Source organism: Bacillus sp. EB106-08-02-XG196, assembly GCF_013396335.1.
Classification (GTDB): domain Bacteria; phylum Bacillota; class Bacilli; order Bacillales; family Cytobacillaceae; genus Neobacillus.
In genome coordinates this window covers 206663-226762 of record NZ_JABWSY010000001.1, presented here as the reverse complement: position 1 = coordinate 226762, position 20100 = coordinate 206663, and the positions used below count along the sequence as shown (strand labels likewise).

General features: G+C 38.0%; 25 protein-coding genes and 1 pseudogene. 22 read left to right on the top strand and 4 right to left on the bottom strand.

The window, feature by feature from the left end:
• Positions 1 to 10: 10 nt before the first annotated feature.
• From MLOOGBEN_RS01050 to kapD, 8 genes are all read left to right on the top strand, one after another.
• Positions 11 to 502 (top strand): NUDIX hydrolase, encoded by a 492-nt coding sequence (locus tag MLOOGBEN_RS01050; RefSeq protein WP_179156406.1) that lies wholly within the window; start codon positions 11 to 13, stop codon positions 500 to 502.
• A 156-nt stretch (positions 503 to 658) separates the two neighbouring features.
• Positions 659 to 790 (top strand): YuiA family protein, encoded by a 132-nt coding sequence (locus tag MLOOGBEN_RS01045; RefSeq protein WP_179156405.1) that lies wholly within the window; start codon positions 659 to 661, stop codon positions 788 to 790.
• A gap of 157 nt (positions 791 to 947) precedes the next feature.
• Positions 948 to 1271: a YuiB family protein gene (locus MLOOGBEN_RS01040; RefSeq protein WP_179156404.1), complete on the top strand. Its 324-nt coding sequence runs from the start codon at positions 948 to 950 to the stop codon at positions 1269 to 1271.
• A gap of 116 nt (positions 1272 to 1387) precedes the next feature.
• Entirely contained in the window at positions 1388 to 2002 is a 615-nt protein-coding gene (locus tag MLOOGBEN_RS01035) for a 3D domain-containing protein (RefSeq protein ID WP_179156403.1), read from the top strand.
• A gap of 115 nt (positions 2003 to 2117) precedes the next feature.
• Positions 2118 to 3626 (top strand): leucyl aminopeptidase, encoded by a 1509-nt coding sequence (locus tag MLOOGBEN_RS01030; RefSeq protein ID WP_179156402.1) that lies wholly within the window; start codon positions 2118 to 2120, stop codon positions 3624 to 3626.
• Positions 3627 to 3704: 78 nt separating this feature from the next.
• A complete protein-coding gene (locus MLOOGBEN_RS01025) occupies positions 3705 to 3917 on the top strand; it encodes a hypothetical protein (protein ID WP_179156401.1) in 213 nt (70 codons plus the stop codon).
• A gap of 106 nt (positions 3918 to 4023) precedes the next feature.
• Positions 4024 to 4407 carry a hotdog fold thioesterase gene (locus MLOOGBEN_RS01020; protein ID WP_179156400.1) on the top strand — a complete coding sequence of 128 codons (384 nt, stop codon included), beginning with the start codon at positions 4024 to 4026 and terminating at the stop codon, positions 4405 to 4407.
• Positions 4408 to 4582: 175 nt separating this feature from the next.
• Complete coding sequence (kapD, locus tag MLOOGBEN_RS01015; protein WP_179156399.1) at positions 4583 to 5203, top strand: 3'-5' exonuclease KapD; 621 nt, start codon at positions 4583 to 4585, stop codon at positions 5201 to 5203.
• Between the two features lie 38 nt (positions 5204 to 5241).
• On the opposite strand, the gene kapB is transcribed toward kapD, so the two are convergent.
• Positions 5242 to 5622, bottom strand: a complete 381-nt coding sequence (gene kapB / locus MLOOGBEN_RS01010; protein WP_179156398.1) for a kinase-associated lipoprotein KapB — start codon at positions 5620 to 5622, stop codon at positions 5242 to 5244.
• Positions 5623 to 5722: 100 nt separating this feature from the next.
• Between kapB and MLOOGBEN_RS01005 the strand changes: the two genes are divergently transcribed.
• The 6 genes from MLOOGBEN_RS01005 to MLOOGBEN_RS00980 all read left to right on the top strand — a co-directional run bounded on the left by MLOOGBEN_RS01005 (position 5723) and on the right by MLOOGBEN_RS00980 (position 9361).
• Complete coding sequence (locus tag MLOOGBEN_RS01005) at positions 5723 to 6463, top strand: peptidylprolyl isomerase (RefSeq protein WP_179156397.1); 741 nt, start codon at positions 5723 to 5725, stop codon at positions 6461 to 6463.
• A gap of 87 nt (positions 6464 to 6550) precedes the next feature.
• The gene (locus tag MLOOGBEN_RS01000; protein WP_179156396.1) at positions 6551 to 6766 is read left to right on the top strand and encodes a hypothetical protein; all 216 of its coding nucleotides are present in this window, start codon (positions 6551 to 6553) and stop codon (positions 6764 to 6766) included.
• A gap of 76 nt (positions 6767 to 6842) precedes the next feature.
• Positions 6843 to 7364: a superoxide dismutase family protein gene (locus MLOOGBEN_RS00995; protein ID WP_179156395.1), complete on the top strand. Its 522-nt coding sequence runs from the start codon at positions 6843 to 6845 to the stop codon at positions 7362 to 7364.
• A 74-nt stretch (positions 7365 to 7438) separates the two neighbouring features.
• Entirely contained in the window at positions 7439 to 8632 is a 1194-nt protein-coding gene (locus tag MLOOGBEN_RS00990) for an alanyl-tRNA editing protein (protein ID WP_179156394.1), read from the top strand.
• A 66-nt stretch (positions 8633 to 8698) separates the two neighbouring features.
• Entirely contained in the window at positions 8699 to 9076 is a 378-nt protein-coding gene (locus MLOOGBEN_RS00985) for a PH domain-containing protein (protein WP_179156393.1), read from the top strand.
• A 21-nt stretch (positions 9077 to 9097) separates the two neighbouring features.
• Positions 9098 to 9361, top strand: coding sequence for a DUF1871 family protein (locus MLOOGBEN_RS00980; protein WP_179156392.1), 264 nt, complete (start codon positions 9098 to 9100; stop codon positions 9359 to 9361).
• A 47-nt stretch (positions 9362 to 9408) separates the two neighbouring features.
• Here the strand turns inward: MLOOGBEN_RS00980 and MLOOGBEN_RS00975 are convergent, their stop codons facing one another.
• Complete coding sequence (locus MLOOGBEN_RS00975; RefSeq protein WP_368737738.1) at positions 9409 to 10233, bottom strand: alpha/beta fold hydrolase; 825 nt, start codon at positions 10231 to 10233, stop codon at positions 9409 to 9411.
• Positions 10234 to 10466: 233 nt separating this feature from the next.
• A pseudogene (locus tag MLOOGBEN_RS00970) lies at positions 10467 to 10652 on the bottom strand (helix-turn-helix domain-containing protein); the annotation flags it as partial.
• 205 nt (positions 10653 to 10857) lie between these two features.
• On the opposite strand from MLOOGBEN_RS00970, the gene yugI reads away from it, so the two are divergent.
• From yugI to MLOOGBEN_RS00955, 3 genes are all read left to right on the top strand, one after another.
• The gene (yugI, locus tag MLOOGBEN_RS00965; protein ID WP_179156389.1) at positions 10858 to 11262 is read left to right on the top strand and encodes a S1 domain-containing post-transcriptional regulator GSP13; all 405 of its coding nucleotides are present in this window, start codon (positions 10858 to 10860) and stop codon (positions 11260 to 11262) included.
• Positions 11263 to 11417: 155 nt separating this feature from the next.
• Positions 11418 to 12617, top strand: a complete 1200-nt coding sequence (locus tag MLOOGBEN_RS00960) for an ornithine--oxo-acid transaminase (RefSeq protein ID WP_179156388.1) — start codon at positions 11418 to 11420, stop codon at positions 12615 to 12617.
• A gap of 24 nt (positions 12618 to 12641) precedes the next feature.
• On the top strand, positions 12642 to 13931 hold the full coding sequence (locus tag MLOOGBEN_RS00955; RefSeq protein WP_179156387.1) for a Glu/Leu/Phe/Val family dehydrogenase: 1290 nt from the start codon (positions 12642 to 12644) through the stop codon (positions 13929 to 13931).
• 37 nt (positions 13932 to 13968) lie between these two features.
• On the opposite strand, the gene MLOOGBEN_RS00950 is transcribed toward MLOOGBEN_RS00955, so the two are convergent.
• A complete protein-coding gene (locus tag MLOOGBEN_RS00950; RefSeq protein WP_095248344.1) occupies positions 13969 to 14199 on the bottom strand; it encodes a DUF378 domain-containing protein in 231 nt (76 codons plus the stop codon).
• Between the two features lie 130 nt (positions 14200 to 14329).
• Between MLOOGBEN_RS00950 and MLOOGBEN_RS00945 the strand changes: the two genes are divergently transcribed.
• From MLOOGBEN_RS00945 to MLOOGBEN_RS00925, 5 genes are all read left to right on the top strand, one after another.
• Positions 14330 to 15493: an iron-containing alcohol dehydrogenase gene (locus MLOOGBEN_RS00945; protein ID WP_179156386.1), complete on the top strand. Its 1164-nt coding sequence runs from the start codon at positions 14330 to 14332 to the stop codon at positions 15491 to 15493.
• A gap of 166 nt (positions 15494 to 15659) precedes the next feature.
• Complete coding sequence (locus MLOOGBEN_RS00940; RefSeq protein ID WP_179156385.1) at positions 15660 to 17006, top strand: glucose-6-phosphate isomerase; 1347 nt, start codon at positions 15660 to 15662, stop codon at positions 17004 to 17006.
• 540 nt (positions 17007 to 17546) lie between these two features.
• Positions 17547 to 17945, top strand: coding sequence for a YugN-like family protein (locus tag MLOOGBEN_RS00935; protein WP_179156384.1), 399 nt, complete (start codon positions 17547 to 17549; stop codon positions 17943 to 17945).
• A 142-nt stretch (positions 17946 to 18087) separates the two neighbouring features.
• Positions 18088 to 18252: an aspartyl-phosphate phosphatase Spo0E family protein gene (locus MLOOGBEN_RS00930; protein ID WP_306430711.1), complete on the top strand. Its 165-nt coding sequence runs from the start codon at positions 18088 to 18090 to the stop codon at positions 18250 to 18252.
• Between the two features lie 165 nt (positions 18253 to 18417).
• Entirely contained in the window at positions 18418 to 20091 is a 1674-nt protein-coding gene (locus tag MLOOGBEN_RS00925) for a DUF6044 family protein (protein ID WP_179156383.1), read from the top strand.
• The last annotated feature ends 9 nt before the right edge of the window (positions 20092 to 20100 follow it).

The window sequence follows — 20100 nt, the reverse complement described above, 5'->3', positions numbered from 1 at the left end:
AGGAGATCTTATGAGTAATAAAGAGAAGCGAGGCAAGGTCTGGTTAGCGGTTGGAGGGATAGTCAAATCATCTGAGGGTCATTGGCTGGTTGTTAAAAAGCGGTACGGCGGTCTAAAAGGAAAGTGGTCACTGCCTGCAGGTTTTGTGGACGAAGGAGAGACGGCCGATGAAGCGGTTGTTAGAGAAGTTAAGGAAGAAACCGGTTTAGATTGCGTTGTTAAGGGATTGATAGGGCTAAGAACAGGTGTCATTTCTGAAGAAATTAGTGATAATATGCTTGTTTTTTTACTTGAACCACTCAACGAAGGGAGTATTAAACATCAAGAAAATGAGTTATTTGAAGCAAGGTTTATCGCACCTCAAGAACTCCTCCAAGAAGAAGATGCATCGATTATGCTGCACTTCCTGATCAATCACAGTGAATCGGTTACCAAGCCTGGATATGATGGACTAAACCCAGGGGACCACTTTAAATACAGTGCCTACAAATTATTTTTTTAATTTTTAGAAAATTTAAGTAACATTTAGTAAATAAAAGAAAACTTGTGATGTATCCGTTTTCTTACCCATTTTTGGTTGAATTTCGTCCTTTCCATTTGGTCAAATTCTTGATATATTATCAGAAAATTTAAATAATATTTCAAGGAGCTGATTTGAATGAAAACAACTAGCTTAGATACTAAAAATTGTGATTACTGTTCAGGAACAGGATATTTTCAATTACTGCTTGGGGGTTCTGAAACATGCACCTGCTGCGAGGGCTCTGGAAAAAAACAGGAAAAGTATTAATTCTAGCTTATACGGTTAATTAGAGCAGCTTCCACGAGATACTTCGGGAAGCTATTTTTTTGAAGTATTTCCCATGTATAGATATATAGTGTGTTAGGATTGACTCCCCAATGGACATTAAGTAAACTTATTAATGATGTGTAAAGGGGGTAAATCCATGCAGATGAGCATTGTTGTATTAATTATTTCGATATTATTATTCTTTGTGTTATTTTTTGGAATTGGTTTTATACTAAATATGCTTTTAAGAATGTCTTGGATCATGGCATTCATATATCCGATTATTGCTATTTTTATTGTTGATAAAGTTAAATTCATTGAATACATTACAAATAGTAAAGTGGCTTTTCAGGAACTTGGTCAAAAGCTGGGTTCATTAGCAACCGCTGATATCCTCATATTGCTGAGTGGGCTAGCTGGCGCAATTGCAGCCGGAGTTACCATTAAACTGTTGCGAAAAAATGGCTATCAAATGTTTTAAGACTTTTTCCTTTGTGAAAAGGTCTTTTTTTGTGGATACAAAATGGTTTTTACTCCTTTTTGAATAATTCCGAGCATGTTGGGAAATGAATATTTTGGGAGGAGTGAAAACTATTAATGAATAATATCAAAAATTGGACAAAGCGTTTTGCAATGACTGTTCTTTTTCTGCTCGCCATTCTAGTGACTGTTCAATCTATTACAGGTATAGATCTCAAATTCTTTTTTAAACAAATAGTCCAACTCGAGGCACACGCAGCTGCTAGCGAAACAGACGCTGTGACGCCGCCATTAGAGGATGCCTTTGACTGGTCAAAGTATCCGAAAAAAACAGTAATTGCAACAGGATATACAGCAGGCTTTGAATCCACAGGTAAAAATGAAAACCATCCTGAGTATGGAATTACCTATTCAGGTGTAAAAGTAAAACGAGATTTATATTCGACTGTAGCTGCAGACTTATCGGTTTTTCCGATTGGAACGATTCTGTTCATTCCTGGGTATGGGTTAGGGGTGGTAGCAGATAAAGGCGGGGCTATTAAAGGAAATAAAGTCGATCTTTATTATGAAACAGTTGATGATGTTTATAACAAGTGGGGTAAAAAGGAAATCGATGTTTATATCATTGAACAGGGTAATGGAAAACTTACAGAGTCCCAATTACAAGCATTAAATGAAGACAAATCCATGCAGGTATTCCGTCAGCAATATATTGGTTCAGAGAGAAAATAATGCAGGCATCGAGCCTGCTATTTTTATTGTTGTAATGGAATGAATATATTTAGAAAGTCGAAATATATTCATATTTCCGATATAATAAAAAGGTATTTTATTTGGAGGTGGAAACATGTTTGAGGTTAAAAATGAAATAGATTTCTCAGCAGCACATGAGGGCTTAGTTATTGGACTTTTTGACAAGCAAGAGAAGTTCAGCGGTATCCTTGAAAACCTGGATGAGAAATTCAAAGGGCAATTAACGGAACTTGTGAGAGCTGGGGATATTTCTGCCAAGTTTAAAAATATTAGCAAAGTACATAGTTTTGGTAAAATCGGTGCAAAAAGAATTTGGTTTGTGGGTCTTGGAAAGGAAAAGGAATTTAACTTCGAGAGGCTGAGTGAGGCTTTAGGGAGAGCATATAAGGCTCTAAAAGCAAGCAAGCTTCAAGAATGTGCTGTCCTTGTGGATTCTTTTACAGCAGATTCATTAGATAGACTAGAGGCAGCACATGCTGTAAGCGAAGCATATGCATTAGCCAGCTATCAATTCCGCGGCTACAAGCAAAAATCAAATGAACCAGAAAAAAGGATAGAAAAAATAACGGTTTACAGTGAAAATAATGATTTAGAGGATATTAAGGCTTCGCTAACAGTGGGGCTTGCTTTTGGAAATGGTACCAACTCAGCTCGCACACTAGTAAATATTCCAGGTAACTTGCTGACAGCAAAGGACATGGCGGAATATGCACAAGAGCTTGCTGCCAAATATGATTTTGAAATTGAAATTCTTGATAAGGAAGAGATTGAAAAGCTGGGAATGGGAGCTTTTCTAGCTGTTAACCAAGGTTCCACAGAACCACCTAAGATGATTGTTTTAAAGTATCAAGGGAAAGAACAATGGCAGGATGTTATAGGATTGGTTGGTAAAGGAATCACCTTTGACACGGGCGGCTATTCAATCAAAACAAAAGCGGGCATTGTAGGGATGAAGACAGACATGGGAGGAGCTGCGGCTGTTCTTGGTGCAATGGAAATCATCGGGGAATTAAAACCAGAACAAAATGTTGTCGCAGTAATTCCTTCAACGGATAATATGATTTCCGGTAATGCCTTTAAACCTGACGATGTAATCACCTCTATGAGCGGGAAGACAATTGAAGTGTTAAATACAGATGCAGAAGGCAGACTTGTTTTAGCAGACGCTGTAACCTATGCAAAACACCATGGTGCAGAATATTTAATTGATGTTGCAACCTTAACAGGCGGGGTTATCACTGCGCTTGGACTTCACACAACAGGTGCTATGACGAATCACGAAACATTATATGAACAAGTCTTAGAAGCGTCAATGGAAGCTGGTGAGCCAATGTGGCAGTTACCGTTGTTCGAGAAAGACAAAGAGCGAGTTAGAAATAGTAAGGTTGCAGATTTAAACAACTCTCCTGGCAGTGAGGGACATGCGATTGTAGCAGGAGCCTTTATTGGTGAATTTACAGAAGGTACTCCTTGGGTACATCTAGATATTGCGGGTACTTCTACGACTTCTAGGGAACACGATCTTGGTCCGGCTGGGGCAACTGGTGTAATGACTCGAACGCTTGCATTATTTGTTGAACGCTTTGAACCCATTGAAAAATAGTAATTGGCCCAACCCATCTCTTCCTTACTCGCATATGAAGTAGTGTAGGCAAGTATAGCGAATAGGAGGTTTGGCTGCATGTATTATTATCGAAGCCCGTATCCTAAACATAACCAAAGATTTATTGGCTTTGGGCTGCCATTTTTGGGTGGTTTAGTTGGTGGACTGTTAGGAAGTGCTTTAATCTATCCTCGGCCATTTTATGGGTATCCCCGCCCGTTTTATGGTTACCCTGTTTATGGCCCGCCGGCATATGGTTACCCTGGATACGGAGCACCTTTTTATTATTAGTTTGTTTGCAAAAAACAGCTTTCGAGGCTGTTTTTTCTTTTTTGTTAAAGGGAAATTCCACAGACAAAGAGAATATAAGGAATAGATTTCGAAAGGGGCAGATGCAATGATTAAAAACACTTTGATTGAAACGTTAGGGATTGAAATAACACATTTAGAAGCTGGAAAAGTAATCGCAACGATGCCTGTTGATGAAAGGACTCGCCAGCCATTTGGATTGTTACACGGCGGTGCTTCGGTGGCATTAGCAGAAACAGTCGCAAGTATTGGTGCATTTGAATTGGTAGATAAAGAAACAGAAGGTGCTGCTGGCTTAGAAATTAATGCAAATCATGTTCGGCCTATCACAGAGGGAACTGTAACTGCTGTTGGGACGATCCTTCATAAAGGAAAGTCCACAATGGTTTGGGATATCAAAATAAGTGATGAACAAGATCGTCTTATTTGCGTATCAAGATGTACAATCGCCATTATTCAATTAAAAAAGTAAAGAAAATAAAGATGGGAATTATTCCATCTTTTTTTTAATACAATTGAAAAAATATTTAAAAAATTCATGTCAATTTCGTGATATAATATAAGAAATATAGAGAATTAGTACAATACTTTGTACATGTTTCTTTATATAATGGTAGTAAGAAAAGTGTCAAAAAGGTGGTGAAAGAATGAAGGAAAAGAGACAAACTATCTTTATTGATTTTGAATTTACAATGCCGGAACGAAATGTTCGTATGAAGAATTTTTTTGCAGAGATTATTGAGGTTGGACTCGTGGCAGTTGTTGATGATCAAATTACAGAGCAATTCTCCTCCTATGTAACACCACTTAAATTCCCAATCCTAACGGAACGCTGTAAATCATTCTTACATATTTCACAGCAGCAGGTTGACCAGGGAATTTCATTTTATGAACTCATCCGAAAGTTAGGTGAATTCAATAATCAATATGAAACTACCATCGTCACTTGGGGAAATATGGATATGAAGGTTCTTCGGCATAATTGTTTAGAAGCAGGTGTGGCATTTCCCTTTAAAGCCACAGAATTGGATTTATCAATGGAATATAAGCGGTTTTTTGGCGATCAAAATCAAACAGGATTATGGAAGGCCGTACAGGAATATGGTAAAGAAGGAACTGGAAGACATCACAGGGCACTGGATGATGCGCTGACTACTTACAATATATTCCGGCTTGTTGAAAAGGATAAACGCTATTTAGAAAAGCCCAAACCAACTACGATTGGTGACCGCATTGACTTTTCAAAACTATTAAATGAATTCGCATAAAAGGCCAAATCATTCAAACTGATTTGGCCTTAAATTATTTATTTAAAATAATCTTTTTCTAAAGATGCAATACTTTTTAAACTCATTTCTGCCCAAGAGGTTGTATTTTCTGTAAGTTCCGTTATCATTTTATCAACTGCTTGTCTTAATGATTCGAGATAGTCTGGCACTTCTTCCTTGAAAGGCTTTACCATTTGTTTTGGGATATTGGCTTGCTCACGATAGGAGAGAGCTTTCCTCTCATGGAAAATAAGTACATCCGCTTCTTTTGGATTATGTAAATCCCCTTGCATTGGATGTTTTAAAACCGCTAAAACTCTGACTAAATAATGCTGGTGACGAACCTCGGTTATTTCCCCAATATATTTTCCTGTTTTATAAATGCCGGTAACAACTTCGCCAATCTGCAATTCTGACATCTAGTTTTCCTCCTCACTCTACTACCTTACTTTATTATATAAAAAACAAAGTGCAAAAAACAAAATTATCGGTTAAATTAATTAAATGGAGGGATGATAAATGAGAAAGAATTTGCAATTTTTATTACTGTTAATCATTGGAGTTCTTGTCTTGGCCGGGTGTGGGACAAGCAAGGAGAAAGAGGAAGCGGCACCGAAGAGTACTGCTCCGAATGCAGAGGAAAAGGAAGGGAGCGATCAAGTGGCAAACGCAGTTTATCCTCAACTTTCGAATGAGGTTTCTGAAAATGAAAAACTCGTTGAAATAGAAACGACTATGGGAAACATAAAAATTAAATTATTCCCCGAATATGCTCCAAAAGCAGTAGAAAATTTTTTGGAGCATAGTGAAGAAGGGTATTATGATGGTCTGATTTTTCACCGGGTTATTAACGACTTCATGATTCAGGGTGGTGACCCGAATGGAGATGGAACAGGTGGGGAAAGTATTTATGGAAAGCCATTTGAGGATGAATTCTCAAACAATCTTTTTAATTTACGTGGAGCCTTATCGATGGCTAATTCAGGAGCAAATACGAATGGAAGTCAATTCTTTATCGTGCAGAAAAAATCAGTGGATCCATCCATTAAAACGGAAATGGAAAAGGCTGGCTTTGCGAATGAGGTAATTGAGGCCTATGAAGAATTAGGAGGCACACCTTGGCTAGACAATCGCCATACCGTATTTGGGCATGTGGTTGAGGGCATGGACATAGTTGATAAAATTGCTGAAACGCCTGTAGACCCAAAGGATAAACCAGAAAAAGATGTGGTGATTAAAGGGATTAAGGTATTGAAATAATTTGTGAGATTCAATTTATGGCAGGATACACTTTTTGTTGCTATAATTAATCATTAGTGACATTCCTTTATAGAAAGGGAGAGAAAAATGTTTCAGCCATTCGTATTATCATTATTTTTATACTTTCCTGAAGATAAATCCGAATATGGCCCAGCGGCCATTACGTTTACTATCTTTTTAATCGGTGCCTTTTTAACCATGAGGTACATTATCAAAATCTCTAAACGTGAAGCTATGAAAGCGAAAGAACTAGAAGAAAAAATAATGTCTCAACAGCATAGTCAAGGAAACAGTGAACATTAAGCTGTTTCTTTTTTTTAAATAATTTTCCCGACCCTAGATAATACTATGACAAAATGTCTATTTTGGGGGGATTTGTATGAAGCGAGTTTGGATGATGATTCCAATTATCCTGCTCACGGGTTGTTTGGAAAAGGAGATTACAAAACTTGATGTTAAAATGGTAAATGATAAGGGAGATTCTGTTGGAACCATTACAATTCAAGAAGTTTCAAGTGGAGTAAAATTATATTTGAAGTTAAATGGACTTCCTCCAGGTGAGCATGCCCTTCACATTTATGATAAGGGTCAATGCAAAACTCCAGATTTTAAATCAGCTGGCGAACATTTAAACCCCGATGATAAAGAGCATGGTCTTTTACACCCAAAGGGCTCGCATGCTGGTGACCTTCCTAATTTAATTGTAGACGATGATGGGTCTGTAAAGGGAGAATTAATGGCAGCTAATGTAACGTTAAAAGAGGGGAAGAAATCCCTTTTTCCCAAGGATGGAACCTCCCTTGTGATTCATGAAGAAAAAGATGATGGGATGACCCAGCCCGAAGGAGATTCTGGTGCAAGGATTGCATGCGGTGAAATATCCAAGGATGGAAAGAAATAATTAGACGTAACAAGCCTGTTTCTTCATAATTGAAGGACAGGCTTTATTAATAATAAATCTAGGAGAATTCATATATGAAAAATCAATTATTTTATCAAGACGCATACATAAAATCATTTACAGCAAAAGTTGTTACAAAAGGAAAAGATGAGGATGGAAAAGACTATATTGTGCTGGATCAAACTGCTTTCTACCCAACAGGCGGAGGACAGCCCCATGATATTGGAACCATTGAAAACATTAAAGTACTAAATGTGGAGGAAACAGATGAGGAAGTTCGTCACTACCTCGAAAGCGAAGTACATGATGTCAGCTCTCCCGTATATGGTGTGATCGATTGGGATAGAAGATATGATCATATGCAGCAGCATGCTGGACAACATATTCTTTCTGCTGCCTTTGAACAACTATATGGACACAAAACAATCGGCTTCCATCTAGGAAATGAAACGTTAACAATTGATTTAGAGGCAGCTAATCTTTTGGAATCGGAGGCATTGAAAGTAGAGGAACTAGCCAACAAGATTATATTAGAAAATAGACCCATTGAAACGAAGTGGGTAACAGAAGATGAGTTAGTTAATTATGATTTGCGAAAAGAGACAAAGGTAAAAGAGGATATTCGGCTTGTCATTATTCCAAACTTTGATTATAACGGCTGTGGAGGAACTCATCCGAATGCAACGGGTGAAGTCCAAGCCATAAAAATAATAGACTGGGAAAGACAAAAGAAAAAAGTCCGCGTTCAATTTGTTTGCGGAAATCGTGTTTTGAAACAGTTTCACCAAAAAAACAGGGTGCTTATAGAGCTAACGAAATTACTTAATGCCCCTGAAAAGGATATGCAGGAGGCAGTAACTCGGCTTCTAGAAAATAGTAAATCAATGGAGAAAGAATTAGAACAATCACTTGAGACCCTGCTGCACAACGAGGCAAAGGGTTTATTAGAAAAGGGTAAAGGTGATAACAAAATTGTTAGTGGTGTGTTTCAAAACAGAAGTATTCAGGAACTGCAAAAATTAGCCCGGATGATTATTGCAGAGGATGAAGAAACCATCGTGTTATTCGTTTCTCAAAATGAAAATAGGCTGCAGCTTGTTGGTGCACGAGGGACGGCAGAAAATGCAAGCATGAAAAAGGTAATAGGAAATGCACTTTCGATCATTAATGGTAAGGGCGGCGGAAGTGATTCATTTGCGCAAGGAGGAGGAGAAGCCATCATTACAGGTGAAAAAATGATGCTGCATTTGTTGGAGTTAATCCAATAGCGATGGTTGTTAATAAAACTTTCATATATAATAATTTAGAAAGTAGTAAGGGAAGGTGTGGGTTTGATGGGATTTTTTGATGGTATGATGGGAAATGCCGCAGAGGTAAACCCTGCAGATGCACAAAGGGAATTCGCTAGAATTCTTGCGGAGAATGAAAGAATTGAAAAAGCGTATAAGTTGATTAGAGATTTATTTATTTTTACCAATAAACGGCTGATTCTAGTGGATAAGCAGGGGCTAACAGGAAAGAAGGTTGAGTATCATTCCATTCCCTATAAAAGTATTACCCATTTTAGCATTGAGACGGCGGGAAGCTTCGATTTGGACGCAGAATTAAAAATCTGGATCTCAGGTAATGCACTCCCACTTCAAAAACAATTTAACAAGAACTTAAATATTTATGAACTTCAAACAGTACTTGCAGAATATGTCCTGAAATAGAAAAGCAGAAGGAGGAGACTCATGGAAAGTGAAATGAAAACGAATTTGCAATTTGTGGATGCGTTAAACGAATGGGACCCTTTCAAATTAAAGAATGGAAATTATGACACCGAGATAGCTGATACCATCCAAGCCATTCATGAGTTAGACAACCCAGAGGCATTAGCAGCAAGAATACAAAGTATATATGAATTTTCCTTTGAGAGAATCATACCTATACAACAGTGCTTGAACATTGCTAATGAACTGCTGATGATAAAGGAAAATGACTCATGTACGATATAAAATGACAGCATAGGCTTAAAGATACCTTTAAGCTTGCTGTCGTTTTTTTAGGCTAAGAATTGTTTAATGTGCTGAAAAACATCCTCAGGACGTTCCTCAGGAACTAAATGACCCGTTTCCCTTAAAATAACCAGTTCAGATTCTCTTAAATCATTTTTCAAGCGCTTCCCGACAGATAACGGAACAACTTTGTCATACTCACCCCAAATTAATAAACATGGATGGGCAATTTGATTGAGCACCATCGTAGAGAGGTCCCCTTCATGGTCGCGAATCATTCTGGTTAAGGCAAGGAAAATTTCATCCTTTAAAAAAGGCTGTACATAACCAAAAAGCATCTCATCACTTATTAAGGAGTGGTCATGTACGACATTTTGAAGATTTTGCATGATACCTGAACGAGCGAGAAAAAACTTTACATAAAGATGAAAATAAGGAATGTAACTGCCAATGATCAATGGCAGTTTTGAACGTTTGGAATAGGATGAACTGCAAAGCAGGACGGCCTTTTCTGTTAATTCTGGCTGTTGATGCAGGATGTTGAGGACAATTTGCCCGCCCATTGAATGACCAATAAGAGTAATTTCTTTTAAACCAAGTGTAGAAATGAGCTGAATAACCGTTTGGGCAAGATTACGATAGGAATAAACAAACTGGTTGCTCTTCCCGCTCTTTCCGAAAGGAGGGAGGTCAATAGAAACGACTTGATATTCTTTATTTAAAAAGGGAATCAATCTACGATAGCTAAAAGTGGAGGAAAGAAATCCATGAAGCAGGACTAGTGTCCTTTCGGAATTAGGGTTTGGATAAAATTCATAATAAATATTAATATCATTCACTAGCTGGTTACGGTAAAAAACCTTCTCTTCCACGTATGTAACCCACCTTCTATTGAATTGTTCGTGATAATAATTTCTCCAGTCGTCTCTTTTTTCACACATATTCCTAGATTTTTTTTCAAAAAAAAGAGGACACACCTTATTAGGTTGTCCACTTCAAAAAAGGGGGGAATACTAGAAAGCTTATAAATTAATGATTTCCCATCTTTGCTTAATTTATACAGTCATAATAAAAATTAAATGTGTTGATCGAGTTGGTCTAAAGATAGTTCAGAAGCTGGAATGTCAAGGACGGTAGACAATTTTAAAATGGTTTGCCTACTTGGAATTTGCTCGCCAGATTCATATTTTTCGATTGTATGAATCCCTACTCTAATTTTTTGTGCCAGTTCCTCTTTTGTCATTTTCAAGTGTTCTCGATACGTTTTGATCGTACTGCCAATTGTATTCACAATAATCACCTCTCCCACTAAGACAATATCTCATTTTTATTTTAACATAAATTTCTTTTTTTTAGGAAAAATCCTATTTGAACATTATGTTAACGTTTTCTCTTCCTTCCTGAGGAAAACCTTTTTTGATTATATGTTCACAATGTGCTATAATTTCTTATTGCGTATATAGAAGATAAAATAATTATTTCTTAGGAGTGTTTTCATGACAGAAAAGATCGAAACTGGAAGTGTAGTAACAGGTAAAGTAACTGGAATTCAACCATATGGTGCGTTCATAGCATTAGATGAAAATACACAAGGCCTTGTGCATATTTCAGAAATCACACATGGTTATGTAAAAGACATTAACGAACATCTTAAAGTTGGAGATGAAGTTAACGTAAAAGTATTGTCAATTGATGAAAATGCTGGAAAAATTGGTTTATCTATTCGTGCAACGGAAGAAGCTCCTGTTCAACAGGCTGTTGCTAAACCAAAGAAACCTCGTAAGCGTCAAGCAGCTGCAATTGTACCAGAAGTTGATGGACAACAAGGCTTTAACACGTTAAAAGATAAGCTGCAAGAATGGATTGACCAATCTCAACGCGAAGATTTAATCAAGAAATAATAAGCATAAAAAAACCTAGCACCATGCTATTAACTAGCAGGAGCTAGGTTTTTTTATTTAAAAATAAGATTTTTTCTGTATTTGTTCATTCTTTTTAAATGCTCGGCTACAATAGGTATGTACATAACTCACCAACGAAACGGAGGAAAAGTTTAATGGCAGCAGAAAAGAAAACTAAAGGCTTAATAGAACAAACCGAAAAATACGGGGCACACAATTACCACCCGCTTCCAATTGTTATTTCACGTGCTGAAGGAGTCTGGGTAGAGGATCCAGAAGGAAATAAATATATGGATATGTTAAGTGCTTATTCTGCAGTTAACCAAGGCCATCGCCATCCAAAAATTATTCAAGCATTAAAGGATCAAGCGGATAAGGTAACGTTAACTTCACGTGCCTTTCATAATGACCAATTAGGTCCATGGTATGAGAAAATATGTAAATTAACAAGTAAAGAAATGGCACTCCCTATGAACACAGGTGCGGAAGCCGTTGAAACTGCAGTTAAAGCAGCACGACGCTGGGGCTATGATGTAAAGGGGATTGATGAGAACCAAGCTGAAATTATCGCTTGTGTAGGAAACTTCCATGGCAGAACGATGACGGCAGTTTCCTTGTCCTCTGAAGCTGAATATAAACGAGGATTTGGACCAATGCTTCCGGGAATAAACCTTATTCCTTATGGAGATTTAGAAGCACTGAAGTCTGCTATTTCCGCCAATACGGCAGCATTTTTAATTGAACCAATTCAAGGGGAAGCGGGAATTGTTATCCCACCTGAAGGCTTTATGAAAGCAGCCTTTGACATATGTAAAGAAAATAATGTTCTCTTTATTGCAGATGAGATTCAAGCTGGCTTAGCTCGTACCGGAAAAATGTTTGCGTGCGAATGGGAAGGAATACAGCCTGATATGTATATCCTTGGTAAAGCACTTGGCGGCGGTGTTTTCCCAATCTCATGTGTTGTGGCAAATAATGATATTTTAGGTGTATTTAATCCAGGTTCTCATGGTTCTACTTTCGGAGGAAATCCACTGGCATGTGCAGTATCAATTGCTGCTCTGGATGTACTGATTGACGAAAAGCTCTCCGATAAATCATTAGAATTAGGGGAATATTTTGTTAGAAAATTAAAGGAAATTCGTAATCCAAGGATTAAAGAAGTACGAGGCCGTGGCTTGTTTATCGGGGTAGAATTAACAGAGCCAGCACGAAAATATTGTGAAGAACTAAAGGAGCAAGGGCTTTTATGTAAGGAAACGCATGATACTGTGATTCGTTTCGCTCCTCCTCTGATTATTACGAAAGAAGAATTAGATTGGGCAATAGAACGTATTAATAACGTGCTTGCCTAAATGAAAAAAAACTGAGGTGCCAAAATGGGGAAGAATGATGTACAAAAAAGTGCAGGTGAAAATGATAAAGAGAAAGAGAACTTAAATCTTCTTACCTCCACGCAGGTTGTTATTCATGATGCTTTAAAAAGACTGGGGTTTACAGATAATGCGTTTGAGATCTTGAAAGAACCTATCAGAATGTTGAATGTGAGGATTCCGGTTCGGATGGATGATGGGTCTGTTAAAGTTTTTACTGGCTATAGAGCGCAGCACAATGATTCAGTAGGACCGACCATCGGCGGTGTACGTTTTCATCCAAAGATCAATGAAGATGAAATAAAGGCATTGTCCATGTGGATGAGCTTGAAATGCGGAATTGCTGATTTACCCTTTGGAGGCGGAAAGGGTGGTATCCTATGTAACCCTCGAACTCTATCATTGGGTGAACTTGAACGCCTAAGCCGCGGGTATGTACGTTCCATTAGTCAAGTTGTGGGTCCAACGAAAGATATCCCGGCACCAGATATGTATACAAATTCTCAGATTATGGCCTGGATGATGGATGAATATAGTCGTCTCCGAAAATTTGACTCCCCTGACTTTATAACAGGAAAGCCACTCCTTCTTGGGGGGTCAGAAGGCAGGGAAGAAGCAGGAGCACTAGGGGTAGCCATTTGTATAGAGGAAGCTGCAAAAATACGAGGACTTTCGATAAAGGGATGCCGTGTTATTGTGCAGGGATTTGGTAATGCTGGAAGTTACATTGCAAAGTTTATGCACCAATCGGGGGCCATTATCGTTGGGATTTCTGATGTCTATGGCGCCCTTTACGACCCGGATGGCCTAAATATTGAGTATTTACTTCAGCGCCGTGACAGTTTTGGTACGGTAACTAGCCTGTTTGACGGAACCATTACCAATGAGGAATTACTTGAACAAGAATGTGATATTCTTGTACCAGCAGCGACCTCCAATCAAATTACAGCTAAAAATGCTTCAAGTATAAAGGCCAAGATCGTAGTGGAAGCTGCCAATGGCCCGACGACCAGGGAAGCAACAAGAATTCTTTCTGAAGGTGGCATACTGCTAGTTCCTGATGTTTTGGCTGGAGCCGGAGGAGTGACGGTCTCTTATTTTGAATGGGTCCAGAATAAGCAAGGGTATTATTGGGATGAAAAAGAAGTGGCAGATAAATTACGTGAGAAGATGGTCAGTGCTTTTCAACAAATTTATACTATCTCAAAAAAACACAATGTAAATTTACGTGTTGCCGCTTATATGGTTGGTGTAAGAAAAATGGTAGAAGCTTCAGAATTTAGAGGCTGGATATAAAAAAATCCTTGCAAAAAACTGCAAGGATTTCTATTTTTTATCGTGTGGTTTCTGTTTCTGGATCCCGTACATACGCTTCATTTGGCTTGAAGAGAAGTCCAAGATTAATCAGTCCAGCGATTCCAACTAATCCATAAATAATTCTTGATAGCGCTGAATTATCACCAAAAATGGCTTCCACTAAATTAAATCCAAAAAAACCAATTAATCCCCAATTAATAGCACCGATGATTGTAAGAATTAAAGCAATTCTTTGAATCGTACTCAAGCAGGATTCCTCCTATCAGATTTATGTTCCCTATTAGATTGCAGATAAATGTATATAAATATTCATTTCTGTTTCTTTGCAAAAAAAATTTTTTTCAATAATAATGAAATGTGAAAGGATGGTGCATTTCATGCAAAATTTCACATTTTGGAATCCGACCAAATTAATTTTTGGTAAAGGGCAGCTTGAGCAATTAAAAAAGGAAATACCTCTCTATGGACAAAAGGTCTTAGTGGTTTATGGCGGCGGCAGCATTAAACGCAGCGGTCTTTATGACAAGGTGATAAACCTACTAAAAGAAATACATGCACAGGTTTTTGAATTACCGGGGGTAGAACCTAATCCTCGAATTACAACGGCACGTAAGGGAGTAGAAATATGTAAAAAGGAAGGTATTGACGTCCTTTTAGCTGTTGGCGGCGGCAGTGTTATCGACTGTACGAAGTTAATTGCCGCTGGCGCTAAATATGACGGAGATACATGGGACTTGGTAATAAAAAAGGCAGCCGTAACAGATGCACTTCCTTTTGGAACAGTTTTAACTTTAGCTGCAACAGGTTCTGAAATGAACTCTGGATCTGTTATCACCAATTGGGAAACGAACGAAAAATACGGCTGGGGAAGTCCGCATACCTTTCCGAAATTCTCGATTCTAGATCCTGTACATACTTTTTCCGTTCCAAGAGATCAAACGATATATGGAATTGTCGATATGATGACCCATGTATTAGAGCATTATTTTCATTTAGAAGAGAATACATTATTCCAGGATCGTATGTGTGAATCGTTACTAATAACTATTATGGAAACTGCACCTAAATTGCTTAAGGACTTAGAAAGCTATGAACATCGAGCAACCATTCTTTATAATGGGACAATGGCTTTAAACGGTATTCTAAATATGGGTTATCGCGGCGATTGGGCTACCCATAATCTTGAACATGCCGTTTCAGCTGTATATGACATCCCACATGGCGGGGGCCTTGCGATTTTATTTCCTCACTGGATGAAACATAATCTTAAGGTAAAACCAGAGCGCTTTAAACAGCTCGCCGAGAGAGTGTTTGGGGTTGATCCAGAAGGGAAAAGTGCAGAGGAAGCAGGCCTAGCAGGAATTCAAAAATTACGTGAGTACTGGAATAGTATTGGAGCACCTGGGCGTTTAGCAGACTATAATATTGATGACAGCAAAATTGACTTGATGACTGACAAAGCAATGGTGTACGGTGAATTTGGCAATTTTACTAAATTGAATAGAGAAGATGTAGAAAAGATTTACCGTGAGTCATTGTAAAAAATAACGGGCATTTTTAATGCTCGTTTTTCCTTTTCGACAAAATCTTTAAAATGTAAAAAAATTGGCGAAAATGGGTACGCTTACAAGGGAAGCCCATTCTTGATAATCTGTCCAGCATTGGTTAAAGTGAGTATTGAAAATAAAATATTGGAGGATTACATACATGACACACATACGTTTTGATTATTCAAAAGCGTTAGCCTTCTTTGCAGAACATGAGATTACATATTTACGCGACGCCGTGAAGGTCGCACACCATTCCCTGCATGAACAGACAGGAGCAGGAAGTGACTTTTTAGGCTGGATAGAACTTCCTGCAAATTATGATAAGGAAGAATTTTCACGTATTAAAAAAGCGGCAGAAAAAATTAAGGCCGATTCAGATGTACTCCTTGTGATTGGGATTGGCGGATCGTATTTAGGCGCAAGAGCTGCAATTGAAATGCTTCAGCATAGTTTCTACAATGCCCTGCCAAAAGAAAAGCGTAAAACACCACAAATTATTTTTGTTGGCAATAATATCAGCTCCACTTATATGAGAGATGTTATGGACGTCCTGGACGGAAAAGACTTTTCCGTCAATGTTATTTCAAAGTCTGGAACGACAACGGAGCCAGCGATAGCCTTTAGAATCTTCCGTAAACTTCTTGAGGAAAAGTATGGTGCTGAAGAAGCAAAGAAGAGAATTTATGCAACAACAGACAAAGCAAGAGGTGCACTGAAAACCTTGGCCAATGAAGAAGGTTATGAATCCTTTGTTATCGCAGATGATATTGGTGGACGCTATTCAGTATTAACAGCAGTTGGTTTACTTCCTATAGCTGTAAGTGGTGCGGACATTGATAAGATGATGCAGGGAGCTTCTAAAGCACAAGAAGACTTCAGCCATTCAGAGCTAGAAGAAAATCCTGCTTACCAATATGCAGCTGTTCGAAATGCTCTTTATAATAAAGGGAAAACGATTGAAATGCTAATCAATTACGAGCCTGGACTTCAATACTTTTCAGAATGGTGGAAGCAACTATTTGGAGAGAGTGAAGGAAAAGACCAAAAAGGAATTTACCCTTCTTCCGCTAACTTCTCAACCGATCTACATTCTTTAGGACAATATGTACAAGAAGGCCGCCGTGATTTGTTTGAAACAGTCATTAAGGTGGAAAAACCACGCCATGAATTGACGATTGAAGAGGCAGATAGTGATTTAGACGGCTTAAATTATTTAGCAGGACAATCCGTTGACTTTGTAAACAACAAAGCATTCCAAGGAACAATGCTTGCACATACAGATGGAGGCGTACCAAACTTAATCGTATCCATTCCTGAATTGGATGAATACACATTTGGCTACCTAGTCTATTTCTTCGAAAAGGCATGTGCAATGAGTGGATACCTCCTAGGAGTAAATCCATTCGACCAGCCAGGAGTCGAAGCATACAAAGTAAACATGTTTGCATTATTAGGAAAACCAGGTTTTGAAGAGAAAAAGGCTGAATTAGAAAAAAGACTTTAAAAGCAATTGATTGATTTTGGCACTCTGTTAATTGGAGTGGAAGGCACGAGACTCCTGCGGGAGGACGGGGCAGGGGAGACCCCGCAGGCGCGTAAGCGGCGAGGAGTAGGAAAAGCGGAAGCGCCTTGTACAGCCCCGACAAGCGCTGGAGGGCCTGACGATGAAGTCGTTCTTTGACTTCAACGTTGGGACCGAAGCGACTCGAGGGGCTAGGCGCAGCAGCTAGACAGGCTCCCCGAACCGCCCGCGGAAAGCGAAGTGCCTGGAACGGAAATCAACAGACCCAATTCAGCACAGCAAATAAAAAAGTAGAGTACTGACAAAATCAGTACTCTATTTTTTATCTTTTTTGGAGGGCTGTTTTCGTAAAGATTGTTGTTAAAATCTTAAAGCCGATTTTAACGTGGAAATAGTTATTTTGCGATTTTGAATTTAGTTTGCAGGCTCTTTTTTTAAATTTTGTTTCAAAAAGCAACAAAGTTTAAGAAAAGAGCCTTTGGAGAAACTAATAAATAATAATGATGATAAGGGGGTTTAATCATGATTGAAATACCATCAAGTGTAGAAGGTAAGCAGTTTGATTTGTATAAGCTGGAACAAAAATTAAAGCCAATCGGTTATTCAATCGGCGGTAACTGGGATTATGACCATGGTGCCTTTGACTACAAAATAAATGATGAAGTGGGATATCAATTTCTGAGGCTGCCATTTTCAGCCATCGATGGACAGTTAGACGCACGAAACTGTACAGTGGAGCTTGGCACTCCATTCCTATTGTCTCATAAATATCAAATAGGACTTGATGACCATATTGGTGACGCAGGCACTTTAAATCAATTTTCCGAACCAGTTGATAAGGACGCCAGTTTTCCTGAACAGTATATTGAAACAGGGAAGACTCTTGTAAAGGAACTCGAATCTATATTAAGTACAGAATAAACCCGTTAGGAATATTGTACTAGAATAATGTTCACGAAAGATACAATAATTTTTACTAATTCTACTTGTATTATATTGTTAAAATTTATAAATTAAGGTTAATAATATAAATATGTTATAAACATGAAAAGAGGTTGGAGCTATGGAAACTAGCATGGACTATTTGTTAACTGATATTGAAAAAACGAGGATAGAAATGATTGGTTTAGCACAACAATATGGATTCTCGAACCCAAATGTTGTTCAATGCAGCCAAAAGCTCGACCTTCTCTTAAATGTATACGGTAATATACAAATAAAGCATTAAATCATAGTAAAAATAACCTTTCGTTCATTCGGAAGGTTATTTTTTTTATTTAAAGCCTTTTTAGGGAGGAAAACAATTGATAAAAAGGAATAATTTCCATTCCATATGCAAACTTTATTAAACATAAGGTTAAATAGAGGACACAGGTTTACGAGGTGTGAATGAGTGTACACTGATACGAAAAAAGAACTGAAGTTCATCCTTTTTGCTTTGCTAATTCTAACAATTTATCTTTCCCCACTCTTTATTCTCCAAGAGGACGCTCATATCCGTGTTCATGATAACTTGGATTCCAATTTAGCATGGTATAAAGTTCTAGCCAGAAGCGGTCAAATGTTTGGAGATGTAAATGCTGTGATTCCCCAAATTATAAATGGGGTGCCAAGAAATGCATTTGGAACGGAATACAGTATCATTGTTTGGCTCTATGCGTTATTTCCAACTATGATTGCCTATGGTCTCAGTCAGGCATTAACAAGAATAGTCGCATTTATAGGGATGTATTTACTATTAAAAAAACATCTCCTTGCAGGTGATAGGTGGATCTTCCTGCAGATTGGTACAGCGCTGGCATTTGCTTTAACTCCCTTTTGGCCATCAGGAATGCTTAGTACACTGGGAATGCCGCTCGCACTGTGGGCTTTCCTTAATATTCGAAACGGAGAAGGAACGAAGAAAGATTACATAGTCCTAGCGTTAATTCCTTTTTACGCAAGTATCGTTCTAGGTTTTTTCTTTTTTTTAAGTGCCATGGGAATCTTTTGGCTCTTGGATGTTGTCAGAGGCAAAGGATGGAATCTTCGTTTCTTTTTTGCTATTGCCTATATGACTTGTATTTTCATGCTCGTTGAATACCGATTGATTTATTCCTTTTTATTTTCCACTGAACCAAACAGCCGTGACGAATATTTCCATGCTTCCTTACCCTTATGGAGAGTAGTACGATTAACGCTAAAAAATTATGTTTTAGGACATACGCATGTCATGACGGTGCATGGTTTATTTATTTTACCCGTTACGTTAATTGCCCTTTATTTTGTCTTTTCAAAAAAACTTTGGAGACAGGAAAAGCTTTTTGTCTTTTTATTTGTCTTAAATATCTTGTTATCTCTCTGGTATGCTTTTTGGTTTTATAAAGGCTGGTTACCATTAACGAAAAGGTTTCACTTTATGGATACCTTTAACTTTGCCCGCTATCACTTTTTAAGGCCGATGGTCATATATGTTGGATTTGCCCTGGCATTGAAGATACTCTCCCTTCAAGGACATAGCTGGTCGAAAACGGCAAAATGGTTGGCTATCCTGCAAATTCTTTTATTATGTTTATTTAATGATGAGATTATCTATCAGAAAAAGCCAACAGTTAAAGAATTTTATGCGGAGGAATTATTTGCAGAGATTAAAGAGCACATCGGACAAGATCAAGAAAATTATCGGGTAGCTAGTATCGGAATTCATCCTGCCATTTCGCAGTATAATGGCTTTTACACGCTAGATACCTATAATAACTTTTATCCATTAACCTATAAGCACAAATTTAGAAAAATAATAGAGTCGGAATTAGCAAAAAATAAAACGATTCACAAATACTTTGATCAATGGGGCGGCCGCTGTTATCTCTTTACGGACCAGCTAGGGAAAAAATATATGGTTAAGAAGGACTCTAAAAGGAAATTAAACAACCTGCAATTAAATACATCCGTGTTTAAAGAGATGGGTGGTCAGTATATCCTGTCTGCACTGCCCATTACAAACTCAGATGAAAATCAACTGACATTGGATAAGATATTTGAATCGAAAAGTTCCGCATGGAAAATCTATCTATACAAGACTTTGTAAACATCGGAG